This window comes from Thermococcus argininiproducens (assembly GCF_023746595.1).
Taxonomy (GTDB): domain Archaea; phylum Methanobacteriota_B; class Thermococci; order Thermococcales; family Thermococcaceae; genus Thermococcus_A; species Thermococcus_A argininiproducens.
The window spans coordinates 373,180-395,508 of the sequence record NZ_CP080572.1 but is presented as its reverse complement, the minus strand read 5'-3'; the positions used below and the strand labels follow the sequence as shown (position 1 = coordinate 395,508).

Annotated in this window: 20 protein-coding genes and 1 CRISPR repeat array; of the genes, 10 read left to right on the top strand and 10 right to left on the bottom strand. The window is 38.6% G+C overall.

Features of this window, described 5'->3' with window-relative positions:
• Positions 1-22: 22 nt before the first annotated feature.
• The 3 genes from arcC to coaD form a co-directional block, all read right to left on the bottom strand.
• Entirely contained in the window at positions 23-970 is a 948-nt protein-coding gene (gene arcC / locus K1720_RS02035) for a carbamate kinase (RefSeq protein ID WP_251949564.1), read from the bottom strand.
• Positions 971-1,126: 156 nt separating this feature from the next.
• Positions 1,127-2,389, bottom strand: coding sequence for a phytoene desaturase family protein (locus tag K1720_RS02030; protein WP_251949563.1), 1,263 nt, complete (start codon positions 2,387-2,389; stop codon positions 1,127-1,129).
• A gap of 1 nt (position 2,390) precedes the next feature.
• Positions 2,391-2,861, bottom strand: a complete 471-nt coding sequence (gene coaD, locus K1720_RS02025) for a phosphopantetheine adenylyltransferase (protein ID WP_055281254.1) — start codon at positions 2,859-2,861, stop codon at positions 2,391-2,393.
• Positions 2,862-2,937: 76 nt separating this feature from the next.
• Here coaD and K1720_RS02020 point away from each other — a divergent pair, with 76 nt between their 5' ends.
• The 3 genes from K1720_RS02020 to K1720_RS02010 all read left to right on the top strand — a co-directional run bounded on the left by K1720_RS02020 (position 2,938) and on the right by K1720_RS02010 (position 7,865).
• Complete coding sequence (locus K1720_RS02020; RefSeq protein WP_251949562.1) at positions 2,938-4,269, top strand: acetate--CoA ligase family protein; 1,332 nt, start codon at positions 2,938-2,940, stop codon at positions 4,267-4,269.
• Between the two features lie 50 nt (positions 4,270-4,319).
• A complete protein-coding gene (locus tag K1720_RS02015) occupies positions 4,320-4,814 on the top strand; it encodes a flavin reductase family protein (protein ID WP_423837324.1) in 495 nt (164 codons plus the stop codon).
• A 485-nt stretch (positions 4,815-5,299) separates the two neighbouring features.
• A CRISPR array of direct repeats spans positions 5,300-6,727; the repeat unit is 30 nt; unit sequence GTTCCAATAAGACTATAATAGAATTGAAAG.
• A 160-nt stretch (positions 6,728-6,887) separates the two neighbouring features.
• Positions 6,888-7,865 (top strand): bifunctional N(6)-L-threonylcarbamoyladenine synthase/serine/threonine protein kinase, encoded by a 978-nt coding sequence (locus K1720_RS02010; protein ID WP_251949560.1) that lies wholly within the window; start codon positions 6,888-6,890, stop codon positions 7,863-7,865.
• Positions 7,866-7,872: 7 nt separating this feature from the next.
• On the opposite strand, the gene K1720_RS02005 is transcribed toward K1720_RS02010, so the two are convergent.
• From K1720_RS02005 to K1720_RS01975, 7 genes are read right to left on the bottom strand one after another with little or no spacing between them, the layout of a single operon-like run.
• Positions 7,873-8,703, bottom strand: a complete 831-nt coding sequence (locus K1720_RS02005; RefSeq protein ID WP_251949559.1) for an NAD(+) kinase — start codon at positions 8,701-8,703, stop codon at positions 7,873-7,875.
• A complete protein-coding gene (locus K1720_RS02000; protein ID WP_251949558.1) occupies positions 8,700-9,719 on the bottom strand; it encodes a flippase-like domain-containing protein in 1,020 nt (339 codons plus the stop codon). The genes K1720_RS02005 and K1720_RS02000 overlap by 4 nt, the downstream gene beginning before the upstream one ends.
• On the bottom strand, positions 9,719-10,870 hold the full coding sequence (locus K1720_RS01995; protein WP_251949557.1) for an RsmB/NOP family class I SAM-dependent RNA methyltransferase: 1,152 nt from the start codon (positions 10,868-10,870) through the stop codon (positions 9,719-9,721). Before K1720_RS01995 ends, K1720_RS02000 begins: the two co-directional genes overlap by 1 nt.
• Before the next feature lie 9 nt (positions 10,871-10,879).
• A complete protein-coding gene (locus K1720_RS01990; protein ID WP_251949556.1) occupies positions 10,880-11,392 on the bottom strand; it encodes a DUF3201 domain-containing protein in 513 nt (170 codons plus the stop codon).
• Positions 11,393-11,435: 43 nt separating this feature from the next.
• On the bottom strand, positions 11,436-12,338 hold the full coding sequence (locus K1720_RS01985) for an LEA/WHy family protein (RefSeq protein ID WP_251949555.1): 903 nt from the start codon (positions 12,336-12,338) through the stop codon (positions 11,436-11,438).
• A 42-nt stretch (positions 12,339-12,380) separates the two neighbouring features.
• A complete protein-coding gene (locus K1720_RS01980) occupies positions 12,381-15,074 on the bottom strand; it encodes a COG1361 S-layer family protein (RefSeq protein WP_251949554.1) in 2,694 nt (897 codons plus the stop codon).
• Complete coding sequence (locus K1720_RS01975; protein ID WP_251949553.1) at positions 15,071-17,326, bottom strand: hydrophobe/amphiphile efflux-3 (HAE3) family transporter; 2,256 nt, start codon at positions 17,324-17,326, stop codon at positions 15,071-15,073. Before K1720_RS01975 ends, K1720_RS01980 begins: the two co-directional genes overlap by 4 nt.
• 93 nt (positions 17,327-17,419) lie before the next feature.
• Here K1720_RS01975 and K1720_RS01970 point away from each other — a divergent pair, with 93 nt between their 5' ends.
• The 7 genes from K1720_RS01970 (at position 17,420) to K1720_RS01940 (ending at position 22,301) form a co-directional block, all read left to right on the top strand.
• Positions 17,420-17,950, top strand: a complete 531-nt coding sequence (locus K1720_RS01970; protein ID WP_251950449.1) for a GbsR/MarR family transcriptional regulator — start codon at positions 17,420-17,422, stop codon at positions 17,948-17,950.
• A gap of 33 nt (positions 17,951-17,983) precedes the next feature.
• Positions 17,984-18,490: a CDP-2,3-bis-(O-geranylgeranyl)-sn-glycerol synthase gene (locus tag K1720_RS01965; protein ID WP_251949552.1), complete on the top strand. Its 507-nt coding sequence runs from the start codon at positions 17,984-17,986 to the stop codon at positions 18,488-18,490.
• Between the two features lie 61 nt (positions 18,491-18,551).
• Positions 18,552-18,821 (top strand): ubiquitin-like small modifier protein 1, encoded by a 270-nt coding sequence (locus K1720_RS01960; RefSeq protein ID WP_251949551.1) that lies wholly within the window; start codon positions 18,552-18,554, stop codon positions 18,819-18,821.
• Position 18,822: 1 nt separating this feature from the next.
• Positions 18,823-19,524: a ThiF family adenylyltransferase gene (locus K1720_RS01955; RefSeq protein ID WP_251949550.1), complete on the top strand. Its 702-nt coding sequence runs from the start codon at positions 18,823-18,825 to the stop codon at positions 19,522-19,524.
• Entirely contained in the window at positions 19,514-19,957 is a 444-nt protein-coding gene (locus K1720_RS01950; protein ID WP_251949549.1) for a molybdenum cofactor biosynthesis protein MoaE, read from the top strand. Before K1720_RS01955 ends, K1720_RS01950 begins: the two co-directional genes overlap by 11 nt.
• Positions 19,958-20,052: 95 nt before the next feature.
• The gene (locus tag K1720_RS01945; RefSeq protein ID WP_251949548.1) at positions 20,053-21,030 is read left to right on the top strand and encodes an SPASM domain-containing protein; all 978 of its coding nucleotides are present in this window, start codon (positions 20,053-20,055) and stop codon (positions 21,028-21,030) included.
• A gap of 62 nt (positions 21,031-21,092) precedes the next feature.
• A complete protein-coding gene (locus K1720_RS01940; protein WP_251950447.1) occupies positions 21,093-22,301 on the top strand; it encodes an RNA-guided endonuclease InsQ/TnpB family protein in 1,209 nt (402 codons plus the stop codon).
• Positions 22,302-22,329: the final 28 nt, after the last annotated feature.

Sequence of the window (22,329 nt, the reverse complement as noted above, 5' to 3'; positions counted from 1 at the left end):
TGAAAATAAAGTTAGGATACGATTATTTTATAACTTGTGTCCCTGTTTTTCCTTCTAAAGCTTCAACGGCTTTATCTAGAGCTGCTATTATTGCTCTTTCTCCTCCCCACTCGATGAATCTTATCGCTGCTAGAACTTTTGGCCCCATACTTCCTTTCTTAAAGTGTCCTTCTTCATAATACTTCTTCATCTCATTAACGGTAACCTTCTCAAGCCATTTCTCTTCGGGCTTGCCATAGTGTATGGCTGCACCATTAACATCTGTGAGGATCATAAAAATATCAGCATTAACTTCTTCAGCAAGCTTCTCTCCAGCTAAATCCTTGTCAATGACAGCCTCGACACCCTTAAGTTGTCCATCTTCTTCTATAACAGGGATTCCTCCGCCACCTGAGGCTATTACTATAAATCCCTTATCAACTAGATCTTGAATTATTGGGGCTTCAATATGGCTGATTGGATCTGGTGATGGTACTACTCTTCTCCATCCTCTTCCAGAGTCCTCTATTACTACCCATCCCTTTTCTTTAGCGAGTTTTTTAGCAGTTTCTTCATCATAGAAGGGTCCGACTGGTTTGCTTGGGTGTTGAAAAGCTGGATCGTTTTTGTCGACAAGGGTTTGAGTGACTATCGTAGCAACGGGTTTATCGATACCTCTTCTCCTTAATTCGTTCTTTATTGCTTGTTGAATCATGTAACCGATTTGACCTTGACTCATTCCTCCACAAACATCCATGGGCTGGGCTGGAATTCCATGTACGTGCTCTCCAGCATCTTGTTGGAGGAGAAGTGCTCCCACTTGGGGTCCATTACCGTGAGTTATTACAACTTCATACTCGTTATCAAGGATAATATCGACGATTTGCTTTGCAGTCTTTTTAACATTCTCCATTTGTTCATTATAAGTACCCTTTTGGCCTCTTTGAAGAATAGCGTTCCCACCTAATGCTATGACAACTCTCTTCCTCATTCTTATTCCCTCCGTCACTGGTGCATAAGATTAGACATCAGAGAATTAAAAGGGTTTCTTAGTGTCGTAATGGATTTTATAGAAAAAAATTTTGAATATTGCTTCAATAATTTTGCAAAAGTAAAGGAAATACATCAAATCAGTTTCTAAAAGATTTCAAAGGTACCACTCGCTAAAGTTTCCAATTCCCAGACTTTGTAGAGTTTTCATTACTCCTAGGGCGATGCCTTCTACCTCAATGCCCCCTTGGCCTTTATTAGCATCTCCTACAATGTAAACGTTTTCCATCGGAAAGTCCACGTGATTACCTGAGGCAACCCTATTAACAGGGTTTTTATCAAGGTATGTTTGCACCATTAAAATCTCTCCATTCCTTTCAAGCTCTGGGAATAAGTAGTACAGATCCTCAATTCCAAGTTGTTGCTCCTTTTTTATGTTTCTGCTTTTTATAGCTTGGTGAGTCATTATGAGAGTGTAACCTTCTTTTGAAAGTTCTGGACTCAAAGCTGAGGGCTCATTGTATCCGTTTATCCTCTCTGTATCTAGCGTAAAGACCACGGTATTTCCAATTTTTGACTTCCCTTTAAGGGCAATGTTGATTTTAATGCCTTCTGCAGGTTTTAAGGAATCAACTCTCCTTAAGTACTCTCTATCAAAGTTCTCCCTCCCAAAGAGTTCCACAGTTTCCTTTATTCCAATGTTTGAAATTAGTATATCGTAAGGATACTCTGTTCCATCAGCTGTTATAATTCTCCCCTTTTCCGCTTCAACAACTTTCTTTCTGGTAATTATTTTCCCTCCATTTTCTCTCACTATTCTTGCTAGCTCTTCACTAACTGCCTTGCAACCACCCTTTATGAGGCCTGGTCCACCCCATTTAAGGGTTGCTTTGATTTCTTTGGCTAACTCTATTGCAGGAACTTCTTCTGGGGTCAAACTGATTGCCCATCCAAGGAAGCTCTTTATGAAAAGATAGACAAACTCATTGTCTCCTACTTTCTCCTTCAGCCAATCCCACGAATTAAGAGATGCCTCTTCACCTTTTGGTAGTCTATTGGCTCTTATTTCTGCAAGGAGTTTCATAGCCTTGGCTTTTTCCTTTAGACCCAAATATTTCCATCCTTTTCTATAGTGGTGGATTCTCCCATCTATAAAGAACTTCCCTTTAGGGTTTGAGTTTACGATCTTAACGTTTGCATTAAGAAGGCTTAACAGATGTGCAAGAGGACCATCTTCACCATGTGGAATCATGTGCAATGCTCCAGTTGATAATTGAAATCCCTTGTAGTTTAAATTTGTGAATCTACCACCTACAAATGGGGCCTTTTCTAAAATTGTTACATCATAACCCTTTTTAGCTAAAAATGCACTTGTTAAGAGGCCTCCAAGTCCTGCTCCTATTGTTATTACTTTCTTCATTTTATCGCCTCCTGGGATTACCAAAAGGATCTATCAATCCAGCTCTTATTAGGGAGGAACTTATTTTGCCCCCAAGTTTACTCTTAATTAGCTTTATGGTGACTATCTCAAGGGGCCTTAATCCTTTCTCCATTCTTGCCCTGTTAACAAGTAGTGCACCTTTATATGTTTCTTCACTCACGATTATAGCTTCTAAATCTCTTATTTTATCTGTAAATCCTATGGCTGTATTTATTTTTATTATCCGATAGTCTTTATATTCGTTCACTTCAAAAAACTTTAGGAGATCTCTTAAACGAACTTCATATGGGAGTATCTTTTCAGCATAAGGCTTGGTTTTTATCATTTCATCAGAAGTTACTCCAATATAAACGTATTTTCCTACCTCAAAAGCTTTTCTAAGAAGAGCTTTGTGTCCTAAATGAAGCCTATCGAACGTTCCTCCCACAACAACTTTTTTGTATCTCTTCATTTGTATCACTCGGCTTATTCATTCTATACCAATAAATTTTTTTATCACTGTTTGAAAACTTTTTGGAGGTGAAGGTATGAGGTTCTTTTTTTACCCTACATCAGTGGCGGTATTCGGGTCTTTCAAAAAAGGTGCGATCGCATATGAGATTTTAAAAAATATTGTAGATGGAGGGTTTGAAGGACAAATAATACCCGTGAATCCAAAAGGAGGAGAGATAGAAGTTGCAGGCATAAGTTTTAAAGTAGCCAAAAAGTTGGAGAAAAATGTTGATGTTGCGATAATAGCGATTCCTGCGAGATTCGTGCCTTCCCTAATTGAGGAAATCGGTGATAAAATCAAAGGAGCAGTAGTAATTAGTGCTGGTTTTAGCGAGATTGGTAATTTCGCTCTTGAAAAAGAACTTGTTGAAAAAGCTAGGAAAAAGGGAGTAAAAATTATTGGGCCAAATTGTGCTGGAATTTTTGGGGTTCATGCTAATTTCTTTGGATCATTTGAAGTTCGGGTTAAAAAAGGGGGCCTGGCTTTAATCTCCCAGAGTGGAGCCTTTGGTGGTGCTGCATTAGCAATGGGTGATGAGGAGGGGATTGGGTTTTCTGCCTTTGTTTCTTATGGAAATGCTGCTGACTTAACCGAAAGCGACTTCTTGGAGTACTTTGCAGATGATAAAAACACAAAGGTTATTGCCCTCTACATAGAAGGGGTCAAAGATGGTAAAAAATTCATCAAGGCCTTGAGGTATGCAACTAGCAAAAAGCCCGTGATAATATTGAAAGCAGGAAAAAGCAAAAGTGGAAGTAAAGCGGCTCAAAGCCACACTGGTAGTCTTGCAGGAAGTTATGAAATTTATAAGGCAGCCTTCCAGCAATTTGGTGCAATAGAAGTAGAAGAGATGGAAGAACTTTTTGATGCTGCCAAAGTGTTTGAGATGTATGAAAAAGGAGGGAAAAAAGTAGCTATAATAACGAATTCTGGAGGCCCAGGGGTTCTAGCCACAGACAAAGTTGAAAGATTAGGGTTAAAAATTGCAAAACTAACTGATAACACAATAAATGAGCTTCGAGAGTTCTTGCCTCCTCAATGCTCACTTAAAAATCCGATTGACCTAATAGCAGATGCAGATTATGAGAGATATAAACGAACAATAGAGGTAGTCTGCAAAGATGAAAACGTTGATGCATTGCTTGTTATTTGCGTTCCCCCAATATTCATCTCCAGTGAAGAAATTGCAAAAGCCATAATTGATGCAAAATGTAACAAACCGATTATAGTGAACTTTATGGCTGGTGAGCTTGTTAGGGAGGGAATAAAGGTATTGGAGGAATGTGGCATTAAGAACTTTCCTACTCCAGAGAGAGCTGCTAAGGCACTCCACTGGCTTAATCTTAGAAAGGATTTTAATGAATAGGGGCTCATATTTTAAGGGGTGGTGTGGTGGTGTATCACTTAATATATCCAATGAGAACGTACCTCATAGTTTCGGGCCAAGGAGAAGAGAGTAATGTCATGGCAGCTGATTGGGTAACTGTACTTTCCCATAGGCCAACTTTGATCGGGGTTGCGATCTCTCCGAAGAGGTACACTCATCGCTTGATCTCTAAATATAGGGAGTTCGTAATAAGTGTCCCAAGTTTGGAGATGCTTGAGGATGTGTGGATTGCAGGAACAAAGAGTGGTCCTTCTAAGCTTAGGGAGATGAATATAACTTTAGTTCCTTCAACTAAAGTAGGAACACCAAGCATAAAAGAAGCTTTAGCTAACATAGAGTGCAAAGTGATTGATGCCAGAGAGTATGGAGATCACACATGGTTTGTAGGTGAAATTGTAGGTTACACTTATAACAGGGAAGTTTTTCCACGTGGTAAGCCAGACATAACCAGAGCAAATTTTCTTGCCCATGCAGCGTGGACAGATTTTGTTACATTTGAGAAAAAGATTCACAAGGCTGAATAGTACCGAATAATTTTCGTTACTCTTTTAAAAGCCTTATTTTTTGGTTTTCTCTTTTTTGAGTGTTTGTTTTTGGATTTGAGGTATTCTGGGTAATTTGGAAGTTTTTAGTAACTAAAAGTTATTATCGATTAAGTTGTTACAAAGTTTTTAGATTTTTGTAACGAATTTTTTTCGAAGTTTTGAGTGGAGGGTTCTTGAGACTTCTTTAATACTTTCTCCTAGTGGAAATTGGACTTTTTTGTTTTTAAGGCTTTTTGAGTTCTTTAATTTTACTTTACTCTCTTGTTTGCTCATTGGAAGTCTTATGCATGGGTTTGTGCATTGGAAATTTTGAGGTTCTTGAGGTTTTTAACAGTACTTTTGAGTTTTTCAGAGTCTCGAATTGAAGCTTTTTGAGGGTTTTGTTATTAGTCCTTTGGAGAAAGGGTTATAAATTTTAAACTCTCTAATAGTTTTGTAGGGGATTTAGAGGAAAATTCGCCCCTGTTCCAATAAGACTATAATAGAATTGAAAGATGTAAAACAGTAAAAGGGCTGAAAGGCTGAGGATTAGTTCCAATAAGACTATAATAGAATTGAAAGAGAGATAGAAAAAATCAACGAAAAATTGCTTTTCAGGTTCCAATAAGACTATAATAGAATTGAAAGAGATATAGGAATGCAAGAACCGCATGGAATCATTTTGTTCCAATAAGACTATAATAGAATTGAAAGACGAATACAAAGACATCAGACGGGCTGGCTATCTTGAGTTCCAATAAGACTATAATAGAATTGAAAGACATCTTACTTGACGCTTACACAGGGATTCATTAATGTTCCAATAAGACTATAATAGAATTGAAAGGAAATCTGCTGTATATGTTAGCGAACTATATGCAGTAGTTCCAATAAGACTATAATAGAATTGAAAGGAAATCTGCTGTATATGTTAGCGAACTATATGCAGTAGTTCCAATAAGACTATAATAGAATTGAAAGGAAATCTGCTGTATATGTTAGCGAACTATATGCAGTAGTTCCAATAAGACTATAATAGAATTGAAAGCTCAGTTACGCTTAAGGATAATTTCTCTATTGTTATGTTCCAATAAGACTATAATAGAATTGAAAGTTGTCCTGCCGTTCATAAGCTCTGATTCATATATCCGTTCCAATAAGACTATAATAGAATTGAAAGTCAAACCTCGTGCCACAAGGCCTTATCATCTTTGGAGGTTCCAATAAGACTATAATAGAATTGAAAGCTCGGAAGATGCTATGGAAACAGCTACTGGTGGGAGTTCCAATAAGACTATAATAGAATTGAAAGTTCCCTGCCAAGCTCATCATAGCACTTGCCGCTGACAGTTCCAATAAGACTATAATAGAATTGAAAGTGGCCGTAGGAAACAGATCAAACGGGGCTGGAATTATGTTCCAATAAGACTATAATAGAATTGAAAGTTTTGACATCGAAAAGCTTGTGGAAATCCTCAAGCACGGTTCCAATAAGACTATAATAGAATTGAAAGTGACTTAATTAAAATTCTTGATGACTATGATGACCTTGTTCCAATAAGACTATAATAGAATTGAAAGTAGTCTTTATTTCGGGCTCAATTCTCATGTCATACTGGTTCCAATAAGACTATAATAGAATTGAAAGAATTTTCAGGATTTATAAGGTTCTCAATAGTTGCAGTTCCAATAAGACTATAATAGAATTGAAAGGTTTTGATGAGATGGTCATCTATGCATTGACAGCGGGTTCCAATAAGACTATAATAGAATTGAAAGTATAGCGCTTTCTAATCATTTTCGCTGTCTTCTCGTCATTCCAATAAGACTATAATAGAATTGAAAGACTATTCCAGCTCTATCAACTACTATAGTTCCTCTCGGTTCCAATAAGACTATAATAGAATTGAAATAGAAAAACTCTATTATCTTTATTGGATAGGAGGCCTCCTTCTGAAAGGGCAGGGCAGTTCACCTTCTATATCACTTGAATTGGATGGGAAAACTTTAACCTGTTAAGTAGAAAATTCGAAAGGAACAATGCTTTTAAATGCTTTTCTGTATTCTCTTTTGATGCTCGCCTTAGGAATTGAAGGAACAGCTCATACTCTTGGCATAGGGGTTGTTACAGAAAAAGAAGTTTTAGCCAATGTATTTGATACTCTTACGACTGAGAAAGGAGGAATACACCCAAAGGAGGCTGCGGAACATCATGCAAAGCTTTTAAGGCCCTTATTAAAGAAAACTCTTAAAGAAGCGGGAGTTTCTATAGAGGATGTAGATGTCATAGCTTTTTCTCAGGGCCCGGGATTGGGGCCAGCTTTGAGAGTGGTAGCCACAGCTGCAAGGGCTTTGGCTATAAAGTATAACAAACCTATTGTGGGAGTTAATCACTGTATTGCACATGTTGAAATTACTAAAATGTTCGGTGTAAAAGATCCAGTTGGCCTTTATGTTAGTGGAGGAAACACACAGGTTTTGGCCCTAGAAGGAGGCAAATACAGGGTTTTTGGAGAAACCCTTGATATAGGAATTGGGAATGCCATAGATACATTTGCCCGAGAACTTGGCCTTGGATTTCCAGGTGGTCCTAAAATCGAAAAACTTGCTCAAAAGGGAGAATTCTATATAGAGCTCCCTTACGCAGTAAAAGGGATGGATTTGAGCTTTTCTGGGATCTTAACTGAAGCTGTTAGAAAATATAAGAGCGGCAAATATAGGGTGGAAGATCTAGCTTATTCCTTCCAGGAAACAGCGTTTGCAGCTTTGGTTGAAGTTACGGAAAGAGCGGTAGCCCATACTGGCAAAGAGGAAGTGGTTCTTGTTGGGGGAGTAGCAGCCAATAATCGCCTGAGAGAGATGCTCAAGATGATGACTGAGGATAGAGGGATAACATTTTTCGTCCCTCCATATGACTTATGTCGGGATAATGGGGCGATGATAGCATATACTGGTTTGAGAATGTTTAAGGGCGGAATAAGATTTAATCTTGAAGAGACTATTGTTAAGCAGAAATTTAGAACAGATGAGGTGGAAATAACCTGGGATTAAGTTTTTATTAGAATTTCTTCTTTATTTTTAGAGTATATTTCGGATAGATTCTTTTTGAGAACCTTACGAACTTCGTTTTTCGTGGGGATTTTTCTATCCTTATTGTTAAATTGGGTAGGAGTTGAGTGTAGAATTGGCCATCCACTGTGAGAATAATTTCTCTTTCTGTTGACACTTCTATATCTATTGAGGAGGAATCAGGTACTACAAGGGGTCTAGCAGTTAAAGCAACAGGCGCTAGGGGGACTAGTAATATAGCATGGAGCCTTGGATCTACTAATGGGCCTCCGGCAGAGAGAGCATAAGCAGTTGAACCTGTAGGTGTCGAAATTATCAATCCATCCGCCCGAATTTCTTCAGCAAGTTCTCCGTCTATATAGTATTTTAACTGTGTAACTTTCCCTGGAACTCCAGAAAGTATTACCACATCATTGAGCGCATCAGGCACTGTGATTCCCTCTACAAAAACCCTTATTTTCATCCTTTCATCGATAAAGTAATCTCCTTCGAGCACTCTAGAAATTGCAAAAAATGTCTCGGCCGGTTCTACCTCTGCCAGAAATCCCAAGGTGCCCATGTTTACTGCTAGAATCGGGATATCTTTTGAGGTTTTATGTTCAACTCTAAGTACCGTTCCATCTCCCCCGATTACAATGATCATGTCAACGTCCATCTCTTCTAGGGGTAGAACATCCTTAGGTGAGAAATGGGGGAAATTTTCGTGAGTATCTTTATCCACATAAACCCCATAATTACTAACCCTAAGAAAATCATAAACTCTATATGCTAGTTTTAGAGCTTCTTCACGATCCCTTCGGGCCACAATCCCAAACTTCATTTTCTCACGCTCTCTTTACTGAATTTTACTCCTAAGTATATGCTTAGCCCACCGCCAATAATTGTTGGGAGCCAGAAGGATATAAATCTATCTAAGACTGTTGCAGTAACAGCGAGGCTCTTATCAATTCTTAAACTTAAATAAAGTGCAGAGTTTACAGCTTCAGTTATTCCAAGCCCTCCTGGAAGGATACTTATCATTCCCAGTGCAATACCTGCCATTTGAACCATAAGAATTTTGTGAAGCTCAAGGGTATACCCAATGCTCTCAAAAATGAAATAGGCTCGGAGGAGCATGAATCCCCACAAGGCTAAGGAATAAAAGAGTGTTTTTCCCATTACGACTGGATCTTTAGAGAGCTCCAAAAATGTTTCTCTAAATTCTAGGACAGACTTTTTAATTTTTTCTTCTAGTGTCTCTTCTATTCCTACAAACTTTTCGGGGAAAATACGTCGGATAAGGTTTGTTATTTTATCCAATACTTTAAAGGCGAGTTTCTCATTTAGGGAGATTAAAAGACTTATAAGGACTATCATAAGGAGTACTGCAGTTGATATGGAGAGAACGGAGAGTAATAGTTTAATCTTTAATGAAAGAGCGTATTTAAAGGCAATTAGGGTGAATAGCAATACGGGTATTACATCTAATATTCTATCGGCCATTATTGTGGCAAAAACCTGTCCATAGCCACTTTTTGATCTTTTGGTTATTACATACATTCTCGCTGGTTCTCCACCTGCTCTTGCTCCAGGAGTTAGATTATTTGCAAACACACCTATTAGAGTTGCTATTAGGATGTCCCTCATTCTTACAGAAACATCAGCACGTTTTAAGAAAATTCTCCATCTAAGAGTCCAAGCAATAGTTGCAAAAGCCTGCATAAGTACAGCTAAGAGAAAATATCTCAAATTAGCTTGCATTATAAGAGCTAGGGTTTTTTCTACCCCTGCCCACCAAATTAGGAGCAAGATCACGATAATTCCTATTCCAATTAAAATGAAATCCCTCCCCTTCATTAGTTCACCTTCCTCAGCCTTGCTATAAAGAATCCCTGAGTTTTGTGTTTGTGAGGGTAGAAACGTTGAACTTCTTTGATTCCAATACCGGGAGATCCAATAAAGATTTTCTGCTCCTCTAGCTTTAGGCCTTTCTTCAGCATGTATTTGACGTTTTCTTCATTCTCCTCATAACTCAGAGTGCAGGTTGAGTATATCAATACTCCACCTCTTCTAAGGCTTTTTATGGCTGCATTTATAAAGTGTCTCTGATACCTAGCGGTTGCCTCTATATCTTTTGGTGTTTTTGTTTCCCAGAGTTTTGGTCTAACTCCCAAGGCTGTGCATGGGACATCCAATAGGATCTTATCAGCCTGAATTCCGAGATCTGGCAAGTTCCTTGAGTCCATATGTATTAATTTGACATTCTTAACTCCAAGCCTTTCTAGTTCTAGTTTCATCTTTGATAGTCTGTTTTTGGACTTATCTAAAGCTAGGATTTCTCCTCTGTTTTCTAGTAGTTGTGCTATGTGAGAAGTTTTTCCTCCAGGAGCAGCAGCCATATCTATTATTAACTCTTCTTCTTTAGGCTCCAAAACATGGGGAACTATCATTGAAGGCAAACTTTGGGCATAGAAGTAGCCCTTTTCATAGGACTTTAACTCACTTAAGCTTGGGAGCTTGAACTTTGGAAGAGTGACCTCAACGGCAATTCCCCGAGTTGCTAATATCATCTCCTTGGAATTCATTTTGGCAACTCCTATCCCAACTAAAAGTCCTTTGGGGTCTCTGATCTGGACTTTATCTCCCTCTCTTATGTTTTTATCTGCTTTTAGGACTCCGGGGGCATAAAGCTGGGCTCCTTGATAAACGCTTTCAGATGCAAATTTATTTGCAACAACAGTGGGAAGCTTGGGGTTATAATCATCTGGAAAATTAGGCCCTTTTCGCTCAAAATATATTCCTTCTTCTAGATATGGGCTTCGTTTTGGTTTAAGACCCTCTTTTTGAAGTTCTTGGATAAGTTTGTCTCTACTGATCTTGAGTGTATTTGTCCTTATGTAATACTTTTCCACAGGCTCCCTTAATTTTTCCATGAGGCTCTCTGCTTCATTTCCAAAGAGTTTATAGTAATATCTTTGGAGTTCTTCGGGGAATGCTTCTTTATACATGAGATCACCTTAGATTTCCAGAACCTTGTGCTCTTTTGCCAGTTCTATAAATTCAAAAAGTTTTTTCTCAATTTCTATCGCGTCGTTTCCCTCAATTTCAAACTGGAGTATCTTCTCTTCACTCTTTACAATGTGTTTATAAATATCATCTGGAGGTTTTGGGTTGTTGTGATTGTATATGTCCTCTAAAAAGTTTTCGGTCCCGTAAATATAGCTTTGGGGGAATTTTTTCAGGAACTTGAAGATAAACTCTTTACTCACCTTTTCTCTCGGAATACCAAAAACAAAGTAAAAACTTTGAATAGTTGCCCCCACTTCTCCTTGTGGCTTTATTTCAAATGCGGGGTGGGGATAGAGCATCTCCCTCCATTCTCCCTCTAAATAAATGTATGCATTGAAAACTTCCTCAACATTTTCTACTTTGAATCCCAATGGACGAAGTTTCTCCCTGAGTTCTTCATTCAATCTAAAAATCTCGCCCCAAATTTTATTTAGATGATTGTGAACTTCGAGCATATTCATAGTTATCACCTCCAGAAAGAAATATAGAGGAAAGTTTAAATGTTTATCCTGAAAGCGCCCAATTTAGCCCTTCTACAATATTTGTTTCAACGGTTTTTTCAACTGTTGGCAGATCAAGGGTAATTTCTCTGCTAAATACATTAACATTTAACGATAATTTTAGGGCTAACTTGCTTCTTTCTCCTCTTTTTATATGTTCTGCGATCACTTTTGGTAAGATATCTGTGTCGATCACTGTTCTTATCTTGGCAGTTTCTCTACCATTGGCTGGGATTGTAACATGCTCTAGAAGTTCTCCTTGGGCCACTGAATAATCATTGGCGTCTATTGTATACTTGATTCCAAATAGGGGGAGTGGGAATGGATTTGGATTATAGAGTTTCACATCACTTAAAATTTCAATGGTGTTCCCACTGATTTCTCCCCATTTAGAAGGCATGCCTTCCACGGCAGGAGTCTTTATCAGATCCCCGCTACTTTCGATACTTATATTGCTAATGTATGAGAGTAGGTCCGTCTCTATAGGCTGGGAAAAGCTTCCTCTCAAGAATGGCAATCCAAATATTGAGCCACGTACTCTTATCTCAACTTCACTTTTTTCCCCATTTTTAATGTGTTGCTTTAGGGCTTCAACAATTTCTTTACTGTTGAGAATGAGCACACCTCTGGCGCTATCCTTAAAGAACCCTATTTTTAGGTCTTTCAATGTCCCAACTTTTATGCCTGCCCAATATAGCTCTGCTTCCTCTATTCCTCCAGATATTGGTAAAGGTTTTCCAAAGTAAACGCTTATATCTAGTTCAATACTTTTTTCGTCTACATAGCCCCATGCTCCGCTTATTTGGGGGGTTAGGGTGAGGAAGGCATAACCTAAATAGAGACCCCATAAAACAATGAGTAAACTGATGACTGCGAGTACTTTTCCAAGAATTCCCACTTCTACCACCTATCAAAAAGAAAGAAATAAAAGCTTAAAAGGTTTTTCAAGTTAGCTCTTTTTTCTTCTCCGGTATGTCCATAGGATTACTATTGCGGTCAAAATTCCAACTATTACTCCTGCTATTCTTAGAGTATTTCTAGCTTTAATATTCTCTTCTACTGGAATTGTGATCGATTTTTCAAAGACATATACATTATCATCTCCACTTTCTTTATCTCCAACAGCTCTAATTCTTATCTGTATTGTATACTCTTTAGGGATTGCATTTCTGTCTATGCCTAACTCAAGAACTCCTTCTCCTTCTTGCCCGGGATCTAATGTGCCTACATAATCCGATCTTTTTGGCAATGTGAATGGCTGATCGGCTTTTACAACTCCTTCTATTACTACATTTTCCGCTTGTTCTCCTCCAGTATTTTTGAGTCTTATGTAAACTCTGATGTCTTCACCTTGTATTGGGGACTTATCAAATCTTACACCCTCTATTTCGATTTTTGGCTTTTCTTTCACTATTACTGGGATTTTTATTAATTCTTCTTTGCTCTCCCCAGAAGCGTCTTTGTATTCTATTTTTACAGGAATTTCATAAGTCCCACCTTTTGTGTTTTCTTTTACATTTATTTTAAAACTGGTTTTTGCAGAGTCGCCTTGTCTTAGAGTTCCCAAGTTTATTATTTGTTCACTCGTTTCACTAAGTTCAAAGGGATCATTTGGCATTGGTTTTAAAATAACATATCGTGCACTTCCACTTCCAATATTCTCTACTTCAAAGGTAACTTCTACATTATTAGTTCCAGGCAAAACCCTAGTTGGAGATGTTGATATTTTAGATACAATTATGTGCTCTTTTCCGAGGATATTAACTCCAATAATTCTTTCGTCACTTAATTTTTCATCATTTGGCGTACTTAAGTACTCTATTGAAATCTTAAGAGGGTATACTCCATTTTCGAGTCTTTCATCGGATTTCAGTCGGAATTCTAGAACTTTTTCTTCATTTGGTTTTATTTCATTTACGTATTTGGTATTGTCCTCTCCGACGGGAAGGAAGGGATTTATATTCTCCTTTGCCAGTTGTTCCATGATCTGGTTTAAAGCAGTTTGGAGATTTTCACTTATAGCTTGGCTTCCTTGTATGGGGAGGTTTTGAAGAGATGATAAGTCAATTTTTGTAACTTCTCCGGGTATAGTGACTTTATTTGGTTCAATTTTAAGAGAAAACGCTTTTGCCGCTTCATCTCCGACGTTTTTTATCTTTACCTTTAATATAAATTCATCTCCTGGTTCTATGGTGCTTGGCTCAAGGTCTATGTTTTCAATCTCAATAAAAGCCTGATTTCTTTTTATTATCTGAATTGAAAACTCAAAGGTTTGTTCTTTTTGTTCTTTTGAATCTCCACTGAAATAGGAGACTTCCAGACTAAGTGGATAACTCCCCGTATTAGCATCTTCGCTTGCATGGAGTCGGAATTTGTACTCTACGGTTTTATCACTATTTATCACATATGTAAAGTGCTGATTTGTAGCGTTATCTATTAATATTGCTTCCTTAGTAAGTTCAATTGGAGAATTCATCTCAACGAGAACACTTTTCGCAGATTCGAATCCCATATTTCTAAGTCTAACTGTGATCTCAAAATCTTCTCCAGGGTGAACAATCTCAGGCTTTTTTACGTATTCTAGTTCAAAACTTGCATCACCTTCTCGAATTACAGTTATAGAAAAGTAGTTAAATCCCTGAACCATCTGCATGGTACCTTCACTTTGGATGTAGTATGCCATTGATATATAGAGGGGATAGATTCCAGGATCAATATTTTCATTTACTTTAACCTTGAACTCTAAAACTCTCTCCTCTTTCCCATCTAAGTACTCCACATACTTTACAGCAGTGTCTGCAGGGAGAAGGGCGCTTTGGAGTACCCCACTTTGGGATGCTACTTGAACCAGTACGTCAGTACTCCCACTAGGAGAGGGAGTTAGAGATACGGGTGTTGGTGAGAGAACGACCGTAATGTACTTGGCCTTTAAAGCTCCTTCATTTTTGAGATGCACTCTTATTGTTATCTCATCTCCAGGTCTAATCCTTTGTGGTGTCTCAACCCAGCTTGTGAGATATGCCGATATCATTGAGGCCTTCCATTCTTCTGGTCCGCTGATGCTTATTCTTGCTCCATTAGGGTAAACCTGAAGGGCCGTAACGAGAACTTTCTCCCCATCCACCTCTACTTCAATAGTTTCATTCTCTCCTACTAGTTCTATGTTTGGATAGGTTATAGTCGTTAAGAGCTCATCTTTGCTAATTCCAAGTTCTGGATGTTCCTCAATTGTCTTAAAGACAGCATCAATTATTTCTTCTTCACTTGCGTTCTCAAGCCATACCAAAAACTGTGCAAATTCTATTGGGTTTAGGGGATCATACCCTAAGGTTTCTGCCATGGCTGCCAAAAATGTGGTATTTGTTAGAAGCTCTTGGATTTTTTCTCCATTGGGGACTTTAATTGAGGCATATTCCATGTTGAGAACCTTTCCATCTTTTAATATTAGAATCATTGCCTTATACTGGTTGTCTGAATAGTCTTTTTGTACATCTTGAAGCATGATCACAAGTGGTCCTACTAAGATCGAGTCTCCTTTATTGAGGTAACCCTCAAATAAAAGCTCTTCTTTGGCTAGGGTAGCATTAATTCCACTTAAAAGTACTAATACACCAATCAATACCCCAATACTCTTACGATTCATTTATTATCACCTCTCTCTATCTCTCTTCCATAGAATATCTGGAGTAATGCAGGGGTGACAGTAAAAGCAGCAAACATTGAGGCAAATATTCCCACTGCCAGAGTTTTTCCAAAGTCGTGGATAGCAGTGAGTTCCCCCGCTAAAAGTGCTAGAAATCCTCCAGCTGTGGTTAGTGCTCCAACTAGAATTCCTGGCCCTACACCCTCAAGGGCCGTTATTATGGGATGAGGATTATTTTCCTTAAATTCTTCTAGAAAGCGATGTGTTAGGTGCATTCCATAATCAACTCCAAGGCCTACTATCATAGAGATCACTCCAGCAAGAGTTTGGGTAAATGGAATTCCAGCAAGACCCATATATCCGACTGTCCATAAAGCTCCCAGAAACATTGGCAAAATCATTGCTAACGAGATTTTAAAGTTTCTGAACAGGAGTACTACTATGAAAATGACCAGAAATGTTCCATATGTGGATATTTTACCTAGCTCTTGGTTTGTAAGTGAATCAAGGACATAGTTTAGGTAGTTATCTCCAGCTGGCCGAATCTCAACAGTTGGTGGAAAATCTGCACTTTTTGCTTGGTTCTCAAAATATCGCATTATTTCTCTAAAGTCATCTGGTCTAACACCTCCAAAATTGCCTCTAAATTGAATTATTGCTAGGGAATAGTCATCATTCACTAAATTTTGCCCCTGAGCATTTGCCAAGACATTTTTTATTTTTTCTTTGTCTTCAGGTATGTATCCGTATTCCTGAAGAATTAGATCCGCAATACTATTAGCTTCGAAGACGTTGTTGTAATGAGAGTCTGCCATTATGCTCTTTTCAAAGCGATACATTGCTCTAACTATAGTAGGATCTCTAACATCCTCAGCTTTAATTAGCATGTATACTTCATCCTGGCCTCCAAACTCATAACGAACATCTTTCATGACCTCTATTTCTGGTATCCCCTCCGGGATCATTTTTTCTAATCTTACTTCTGTGGTGACTTTAGTTAGCCCATATCCGAATACAATGGTTATTAAAAAGACAACCCAAAGAACGGTCTTTGGGTGCGTTTTAACTCTTCCACCTATACAATGAAATATCCTAGCAATAAACCCAGAATGGGCCCTGATTTCAGGGGTTTCATAATGTCCTTTGAACTTTTTCATAAGCTCTTCTTCAACCATTATGACTGCTGGAGTTATCACCACAGCATTTATGGCTGCTAGACTCAGCCCCATTATTAAAACAAAACTTAATCTCTGGAGACTTGGAAGAACTGAAAAGCTTAATGCAGCAAACCCAGCCATAGTTGTCAGTGCAGCCCCTAATAGAGCTTTCCCAGTCTCAGCTATTGCTTCTTCTGCAGATTCCTCAATACTACGGCCCTTCTTTCTCTCCTCATAGTAACGATTTGTCACATGGACTCCATAATCTATACCCGTTCCAATTATCATAGCTCCAATAACTGTGGTAACCATGTCTATTGGGATATTTAGTAATCCCATAAATCCAAGAGTCATGGTTACTCCGAAAGTTAATGGAATTAGCGGGATAAGAGCCTTTATTGGAGAGCGATAAAAGTATATTAGAAGCAGCACAACAAATAGGAATGCAATTGCCATGGTTCTAGTTAAATCGCTCTGAAGCATCACGAGAATACGATATGTTATCCCAAGAATACCTGTTTGTATGGCTTCAACATTTTTTGGAAAACCGGCTTCTTCTATATCAACTTGGATGTCTGTGTGAACTCTTTTTATTGCAGTAGATCCAGAAACACCAGTGAGTGTTGCCATAACAAGTGTAGCTCTATAGTCGGAACTTATTAGTCCCTGTTTCATGTCCTCTGAAAGCATACTCAAAACGAATTTAACCTCTTCTTCATTTTCGGGTAGTCTACCTAAGACTTGAATACATATGTCGGCAATACTCATTGTACTCGTTACATATTCATGTTGTCTTAACCGCTCTTCTAGGTTGTAAATGGCTTTAATCACTTCTGGATCTCTAATATCATAAACCCCTCCCTCTTGAATAGAGTTTACTCTAACAATTATGATAGCAGAATCCCCACTTTGGAACTCATTTTGAAGTGTTAAATAGTCCTTTACTGCAGGTAAGTCTTCTGGGAGTTGTTTTGTTATATCGCTTTCAAACCTTAGTTGTTGTATCCCATAAAATGAGACTATGAGAAGAAATATTGCTATAAGGGAGAAAGCACTTTTGTATTCTACTATGATTCTCGCTAATCTTTTGAGCATTTTCTCACCTCAAAACTTTTGGAATTTTCCGAAAGTTTTATATGAATAGAATCTTAAAAACCTTTGGGAAGTTACGTGAATGGGGGGATCATATTGGGTGTGGAAAGGGCCAAAAAAATAATGATGGATCATTTTGCAAATACAGCACGAAGATTTGGCTTAAGTGAGCTCTATGGGTACATATATGGGGTTCTTTTCTTTGAAGATGAACCGTTAAGTTTGGGGGAAATAGCAGAACGTACTGGATATTCTCTTTCTCATGTGAGCACTGCTTTAAAGCTTCTTGAAAATTTAGGATTGGTTAAGAGAATAAAAAAGCCAGGAGATAAGAGAGCATATTACACGGCGATAAAAAATATAAGAGAATGGAGAAAGGAAGCATATTATAAGAAAATTGAGGAAGATGTCAGACAAACTAGAGAAAGTCTCCTTAGGGCACTTAAAGCTATAGAAGATGAAGATAGTGAAGAAGCTATTAAACTAAGGGAGAGGATAGAATTTGCCCTTCAAAGAAATGCCATTACAGAAAGGATAATACATATCTTTTTGAAAAATGAAGAGGAAGAGGTTTTAAGGGTGCTCCTAAAGTGTCTTGAGGAAAGATTAAATGGTACAAAGACTTAAAAATAAAGTAGAGTTAATTACGGCGGTGGTTAAATGAATGAAATAGCCGAGGCCCTTTGGTATATTCTTCCTGCATACTTTGCAAATGCTTCTCCCGTGCTTTTCAAGGGGAAGATTCCAATGGACTTTGGTAAAAGATTTATTGATGGCAGGAGAATACTTGGAGATGGAAAAACGTGGAGAGGCTTTTTTGGTGGACTTTTTGCTGGGGTCTTAATATCACTTATTCAGTATTATTGTACTCCTAGTTTCTATGGTTCATTCTATTCTGCCTTAGAGCTAGGATTTGCTCTCTCATTTGGAGCTCTTTTTGGTGATTTGGTGGGAAGTTTCGTAAAAAGAAGGGTAGGGATGGAGAGAGGATATCCTGCAGTTGGTCTTGATCAATGGGGTTTTCTTGTCGCCGCTCTTATTTTTGCCTACCCAGTAAGAACTCTTTCAACTAAGCAAGTACTGTTTTTACTTGTTGTTACTCCATTTATTCACTGGAGTGCTAATGTCTTTGCTTATAAAATGAAATGGAAGAATGTTCCGTGGTAAGCACTTTGTTTCATAATAAATTTTTATAAATTCAGGAACCTTAACTTAGTTGGTGAAAATTATGAGGATAAAAGTGAGATATTTTGCTCGTTTTAGAGAGCTTTCCGGGGTTAACGAAGAAATTATCGAGCTTTCTGAGGGTAGCACAATAAGTGATCTAATTGAACATATAAAAAATCTTCATCCAGAGCTCGAAAAGGAGGTTTTTGGTGAAGATTACAATGATGAAGCAGATGTAAATGTGTCGAGGAATGGTCGCTATGCTTCTTTTGATGAAATGTTAGAAGATGGAGATGTGATAGCTTTGTTCCCTCCTACAAGTGGTGGATGAAATGTTAAGTAATAGAGAACTTGAGAGGTATGATAGACAAATTAGGATATTTGGGGTTGAGGGACAGGAAAAACTAAAGAAGAGTAAAGTTGCTATTATAGGAATAGGGGGATTAGGAAGTCCTGTTGCTTATTATCTAGCTGCTGCAGGAGTTGGGGAACTCCTCCTTATAGATGAACAAACTCCAGAACTAAGTAATCTAAATAGACAGATTCTCCATTGGGAGGAGGATTTAGGAAAGAACCCTAAGGCTGTTTCTGCAAAGTGGAAGCTTGAACGCTTTAATCCTGATATAAAGGTAGAGGCTTTTACTGAAAAATTAACTGGGGAAAATATCGATGAGATTATTAAAGAGGTAGATGTGATGGTTGACTGTTTGGATAACTTTGAGACTAGGTATCTTCTGGATGATTTTGCTCAGAGAAGGAGTATTCCTTTTGTACATGGTGCTGTAGAAGGACTTCATGGTCAGCTAACAACAATAATTCCAGGTAAAACAAAAAGTCTTAAAGAAATTTTCCCTATACCTCCAAAGAAAAAAGAGAAGTTTCCAATTTTAGGTGCCACTGCAGGGGTTATTGGCACAATCCAGGCAATGGAGGTTGTTAAACTTATTACTGGGTATGGAGAGGTATTGGCCAATAAATTGCTTATAGTTGACTTACTGCATAACTCTTTTGAGGTGATAGATCTTGAAGATTAAACTTTTCAAGAAACCGGAAGATTTCGACATTGACAAAGCAATAGAGCTTATATCATCATCCAAAGCAGGAGGAATAGCTATTTTCTTAGGGAAAGTGAGGGATGAGAGTCATGGGAGACACGTGAAAAAACTAATTTATGAGGCTTATGAGGAAATGGCTATTAAGGAAATGGAACGAATACGGGAAGAGGCATTAAGGAATTTCCCTATACTTGATATTTTAATATGGCACAGGTATGGTGAGCTGGATATAGGAGAGAACACAATATTAATAGTTGCTGTGGGAAAACACAGGAAAGAGGCCTTTGAAGCATGTATGTGGACAGTTGATGAGGTAAAAAAGAGGGTTCCTATATGGAAAAAGGAAGTTACCAATGAAGGTGAGTTTTGGATTGAAGGGGAGAAGGCAGTAATGTACAAGAGGAATCATTAGTCGTATAATGTAATCATAAATTCTCGTAAATAAAAAACAACTTAAAATAGTAAGATTAATAAAGGAGCTTATTTTCTCTCTTTTTTGGTGGTTGAATGGAAACAGTTCGAAATAATATCTTGTGGCCGAGGCCCAAGAATATCACCGCCTTTGGTAAACCACCATGGGTTGAAAAAGAACATACAGGAAAGCTGGAGAGACTCATAGTGCAACTTGGAGCAGGAAAAGGGAAATTTTCAGAAATAACTGGAATTCCAAGATCCATAGGCTGTATTGGTAATAATAGATTCATACTAAGAGAAGATCCAGTGGAAGTGGATCGGATAAAGGAAATACTCTATGAGTTCTCTTTGATCTCAGGTGGAGATTTGTATCTTACCAATTATGATGATCTAAGGACTCTTGAGGAAATAAGCAACTATGCGGCTTCCTTAGATATTAAGAATGTATATGCAGTTGTAAAGCTTGAGGATTTTAACAAGATTTCTCTTTCTCCTGGTGTGAAGCCCATTGTGGAGTTAGAGTATTCAAAGGAAAATGTCGAAAAAGCTATTATGCTGGAAGATGCTCACGCTTTGCTTCTTATAGTGCAAAGCAAAGATGTAGAAAGGGCCTTTGATATTCCATTTTATGGTGAAATTTATGTAGATCTGCTCTTTCCAGGTTCTCTAAGAAAAGTTGACTTCGACCTCATGGAGGTGAAAAGGGTATATACTCCTACACCTAAATACCACCCATGTTTGAGTGGTACTCTCGCGATTACGGGAGAGGGGTTTGTTCTTCCCTGTCCACTTTTGAGGAACTTTATCGGAGGGAATATAAAACAGATGACTCTCAAACAAATGCTTAGAAAACGCAAACTTAAGAGATTCTGGAAACTAAAAAAAGCCTCTTTAGAGGCATGTAATGGGTGTCCATTTGCTTCTATATGTCATGATTGTCGGGCTTTGGAGTATAGGGCATCTGGGGATATTTATGGAATTGAGTATTGTCCGCTTGATGGAGAATTTTTTAACCCCTCGGGCGGGAAGTCCTCTTCCGAAAGGGAGGGGATGAAAGCCCGAAACCCTTAAATACTTCATATGACGCTTGACATTCTCAAAGCATACGTTGAGAGCCAAGGTGAGAAAAAGTGATGCTCGCCTACCGCTTCCGCATTTACCCATCAAAAACCCAGCAGGAAACAATGCTCCAGCATATGGAACTATGCAGATGGCTCTACAACCAACTCTTGAAAGCCAAACGAGAGAATCCAAATCTCCGGAAGTATGATACTCAAAGGCTCATCGTCGAACTGAAAAAGGAAAACCCCAAGCTTAACAGCGTGTATTCAAAGGTTCTTCAGATGGTGAACCATCAACTCTGGTCGAACTTAACGGCTCTAAAAGAACTCAAGAAAAAAGGCCACAAAGTTGGAAAACTACGCTACAAAACGTCTCCAAACAGCTGGAAGATTTTAAACTACAACCAGAGCGGCTTCAAACTCGATGAAAAGCGGAAGAGACTGCACCTATCAAAAATCGGGGAAATCCCCATCAAGCTCCACCGTAGGATTAAGGGGAAAGTAAAGGGCGTCATCATTAAGAGGACGAGAAGCGGAAAGTGGTACGCAATCTTTCAAGTTGAGGAGGAACCGGAACCGCTTCCAAAAACTGGAAGGGCCGTGGGAATAGACCTTGGAGTTAAACACTTCGCCGTGGACAGCGACGGGAACGCCTTCGAAAACCCGCTCTTCTTGGAGAAGTCCCTTGAGAGGATTAAGAAACTCCAGAGGCAACTTTCAAAGAAGCAAAAGGGTTCAAAGAACTGGGAGAAGGCGAGGGTAAAGCTGGCTAAAGCTTATGAAAAGCTCTACAATCAGAGGAGGGACTTCCTCCACAAGCTTGCCCTCTATTATGTAAGGAATTATGATATTATCGTTCTTGAGGATTTGGGCGCTAAAAACATCGTGGAGAACAACTCTTCCCGGAGTTTTAGACGCCGTTTTCTGGATTCGGCTTTGAAGGAGTTCGTTAAGATACTTTCCGACAAGGCTGGGAGAGCCGGTCGGAGGGTTGTTTTCATCAAGTCAGCCTACACTTCAAGGACTTGCTCCCGCTGTGGTTTCGTCGTTGAGAAGTTGAAGCTTTCTGATAGAGTTTTCGCGTGCCCGAAGTGCGGGGTTGAGCTGGACAGGGATTTGAACGCTTCGTTCAATATTCTAAAGAAGGGCTTGGATGAAGGGTTGGGACGACCTGGATTGCCTGTGGAGGGAAGACCTCTACCCCGTGTCGTGCCTTATCAGGCTGTCGTCACGGGGCAAGTCTTCCCGATGAAGCAGGAAGCCCCCAAAAGAGTGGGGTAGTTCACATAATTGTGCAAAAAAGTTTTAT